At 64.6% G+C, this 3,661-nt stretch carries 4 protein-coding genes; 2 read left to right on the top strand and 2 right to left on the bottom strand.

Features of this window, described 5'->3' with window-relative positions:
* Positions 1–200: 200 nt before the first annotated feature.
* Positions 201–488 (bottom strand): hypothetical protein, encoded by a 288-nt coding sequence (locus tag KGM94_RS24215; RefSeq protein WP_300264948.1) that lies wholly within the window; start codon positions 486–488, stop codon positions 201–203.
* Between the two features lie 481 nt (positions 489–969).
* Here KGM94_RS24215 and KGM94_RS24210 point away from each other — a divergent pair, with 481 nt between their 5' ends.
* Positions 970–2,061 carry an enolase C-terminal domain-like protein gene (locus KGM94_RS24210; protein WP_300264945.1) on the top strand — a complete coding sequence of 364 codons (1,092 nt, stop codon included), beginning with the start codon at positions 970–972 and terminating at the stop codon, positions 2,059–2,061.
* A gap of 234 nt (positions 2,062–2,295) precedes the next feature.
* Complete coding sequence (locus tag KGM94_RS24205; RefSeq protein ID WP_300264943.1) at positions 2,296–2,838, top strand: DUF2889 domain-containing protein; 543 nt, start codon at positions 2,296–2,298, stop codon at positions 2,836–2,838.
* Positions 2,839–2,909: 71 nt separating this feature from the next.
* On the opposite strand, the gene KGM94_RS24200 is transcribed toward KGM94_RS24205, so the two are convergent.
* A complete protein-coding gene (locus KGM94_RS24200) occupies positions 2,910–3,140 on the bottom strand; it encodes a DUF2945 domain-containing protein (RefSeq protein WP_300264940.1) in 231 nt (76 codons plus the stop codon).
* Positions 3,141–3,661: the final 521 nt, after the last annotated feature.

Below are 3,661 nucleotides of genomic sequence, written 5' to 3'. Positions count from 1 at the left end.
ATCAGCTCCTGCTCGGTGAAGCCCGACGTTTCAACGAACTGGTCGTTGAAATAGGTCAGCTTGCCCTTGAGGTCGGTCTTGGAGACGATCAGCGTCGCGTCGGTGAGCGGATATTCGACGTCGGTGATCGGCAGATTTTTGCGCATGGCGGGCGGCTCCGGACGGGGATTGGCTATGATGGTCGTGGGATGGAGAGCGGGCTAGAGCTGCAGGATCTTCACGCGGGTGAGGTCCAGCATCCGCTGGATGACGTCGATCCGGTCGGCGAAGGCTTGTCTCGTTCCGCGATGGCGCATCCTCGGCTCGATCGCGCGTGCGTGCTGCATGGCGGTTTCGAGCTGGTCGGTCAGCAGCATCAGCGCGTCCTTCGCGCTCGATTGCAGCATCACCGCCTTGACCGCATCGACGAACGCGGCATCCGGGTCGAACGCCGCTTCCGGCGCTTCGCGATGCTTCCGTTTCGACTGCAATTGGACGACGTTCGACATGCTGCTTCCGGCGGTTCGTTGTTGGCCGACGGACACTCAGGTATCTTAGTCGAGTTATCATTGTATTTGATCGATCTACGACACTCTGGCCGCTTTCTGTCATCCGCGTTAAGTCGATGAACAGGTTTGACGGTCGATGGATGCGCATTTCGTCAGCGAATGCACATCCGATGGGCAGCATTTGCCGAATCCCGATAGTCGGAGAGGACGTTCGGCGCCAGCGCGCGCAGCGCGATCCGTCGTCTTCCTGCGTCCGATTCTCGCGCAAAGCTAATGGACGTGTAAGATGCCTGTCGGAAACCGGCAGCGCGATCGATCACCGCGTTCGACCGCGCGCGAACCGACGCAGCGGCCGGGACGCCCGCTCGAGGCGAGCGGGTTTCCGCAGCCGAAATATTTTTCGCAAGGAGCGGTTGCGGCGCGCCGGTGCGGAATCAAGAATGGCGCAGCGCGCGCCCAAGACGTCCCCTGGAGGAACCGCATGACCGAGACCATCCGCATCAAGCGCTTCGTCGCCCGCCCCGTGATCGTGCCGATGAACCTGCCGCTGCAGACCTCGAGCGGCGCGGTGGCCAAGGCGCCGCTCGTGCTGATCGATTGCGAGACCGACCAGGGGGCGGCCGGCCACGCCTATCTGTTCTCGATTACGCCCGCCGCCCTGAAGCCGCTGACGGCCATGGTCGGCGAGATGTCCGCGATGCTCGCGGGCGACGAGCTGCTGCCGTTCGAGATCGAGCGCAAACTGACCCAGCGCTTCACGCTGCTGGGGCTCGCGGGGCTGCAGCGGCTGGCGCAGTCCGGCATCGACATGGCGGCGTGGGACGCACTCGCCCGCGCCCGCGGCCTGCCGCTCGCCCGCCTGCTCGGCGGCGCGCCGAAGCCGGTGCGCGCCTACAATTCGAAGGGCCTCGGCATCATGCCGGCCGGCGCCGCGGTGGAGGAGGCGCACAAGCTGCTCGCCGAAGGCTTTCACGCCGCAAAAATCCGCGTCGGCCGCCCGGATGCGCGCGAGGACCTCGCCGTCGTGCGCGCCATACGCAAGGCAGTCGGGGATTCCGTGACGCTGATGTGCGACTACAACCAGGCGCTCAGCGTGGCCGACGCCATACATCGCGGCCGGATGCTCGACGACGAAGGCCTGCTCTGGATCGAGGAACCGATCCGCCACGACGACTACCAGGGCTGCGCCCGCATCGCGGCCGAGCTCGCCACGCCGATCCAGATCGGCGAGAATTTCGACGGGGCCTTTGCGATGCAGTCCGCGCTGTCGGCGAGGTCCTGCGACTTCGTCATGCCCGACGTGCAGCGCATCGGCGGCGTCACCGGCTGGCTCCGCGCCGCGTCGCTGGCGCATGCCGCCGGCGTCGAGATGTCGACGCATCTGTTCTCGGAAGTCAGCGCGCAGCTGCTCTGCGTCACGCCGACGGCGCACTGGCTGGAATATGTCGACTGGGCCGACGCGGTGCTGGCAAAGCGCCTCGCCATCAAGGACGGCTTCGCGCTGCCGAGCGAGGAACCCGGCAACGGCATCTTCTGGGACGAGGCTGCGGTCAAGACATATCTGGTCGAATGAGCGCAGCCGGTCGTCTCCGACCGCCGAAGCCACCGCCAGTCCGGAATCATTTGCAACGCAAGATGCCCATGCGCTGCGCGGGATTCGGACGACGCGGACGGACTACGCGACAACTCGACAGGCTTTCACCGATCTCCTAGGCTCCGGCGCAGGCACCCGAACGAAACAACGCATCATCCCCGTCAGGCAATGAAGAACGAGAACTCCGATTCAGAACCCCCTCGACGCCGCCTCATGCACCGACGAACCGTCGAATGCGATGGCTATCTCCGCACGGACGGATTGTGGGAGGTGGAGGCGCGCCTCGTCGACACCAAGCCGTTTGCCACGCATGACCGGTTCCGCGGCGCGCTCGGAGCGGGCGAGCCCGTTCACGACATCGGCCTGCGGCTCGCGATCGACGATCGCCTGACCATTCGCGAAGCGGAGGCGACGATGCGCGCGACACCCTATCCGACCTGCATCGAGGTCCAACCCATCCTGCAGCGGCTGGTTGGGGAGCAGATCGGCAAAGGCTGGCGCGACGTGCTGCGGACCAGAATCGGGCGGCTGGAGACCTGCACGCATCTCATGGAACTGCTCGGCCCGGCCGTCACCACGCTTTTCCAGGCCATGTCCTACGGCAAGACGCCCGAGGGACGCGACTCGCACGACCAGCAGCGCGCCGCCGGCGAACGCCCGTTCTTCATCAACGGCTGCTACTCCTGGCGAACCGATGGACCGATCGTCGCGGAACTGTTTCCGCAGTTCTCGACCCGACAGCCGGCCGACGGCTGACTTGCGACTGGCCAGCACGCTGGTCCCTGTCCACGCGACCTGGGCCACCCAGCCGGAGCAACGACACGCCGTCACTTGCGCAGGCGCCGCAGCGACCGCCCCTTGTGCATGGCGATATGATCGGTCTTGTCGCTCTTGATCTCGTATTGCGGATCATCAGGGCTCGCGTGATGGACGTAGCCCTTGTAGTTCACGTCCTTCGTATGGACGCGTTGGATGTGGCCGCGCACCCGCCCGGCCTCCGAATTCCAGCTGACGTGATCACCGACCGCAAAGGAGCCGACCTTGGAGGATCTCGACATGCCGATCAATGCGGACCGGCCTTTCGCTGTTCCAGAAGCCAGGCCCGGCCGGGAGGTCCAAGAAAACAAGCCGAACTACCACCAGAAATATGGGAAAACCCGATATTTCAATCTTGGATTGCCGTAGTAGCCTGGACCGGAGTAGGGGCCGTAGAAGTTGCCATCTCCATAGACCCAGCGGGCGACTGGCCTACGTTTTGGCGGCCTTCGGCAATGGCCGTCCTCTTCACAGATGACTTTGACCTTCTCCACGGCCGGACCGGCGGCCGATTGGGTTTGCGGCATCAGAGGGGCGGCTACGGCTCCTCCCCCGATCATCACACAGGCCAAGACCATCGCCCCAAGAGCCTTCTGCATCGCAGCATCCCCTCCTGACCTGTCAAGGTCACGTGCGCCGAATTTTACTTATCCCTGGGGCTTAGAACAAGGCCACGCGCACCAAAGTGCCACCATTGACGCCCTGCTGTGGCCAATTGGCCTCGATTGGGCGGCACGACCATGGAGGACGTCCTGCCATTTGT

This window comes from Bradyrhizobium sp. (genome assembly GCF_028868675.1).
Lineage (GTDB): Bacteria > Pseudomonadota > Alphaproteobacteria > Rhizobiales > Xanthobacteraceae > Bradyrhizobium.
Note: the sequence above shows the minus strand (reverse complement) of the source record. Positions and strands in the feature narration are given on the sequence as shown.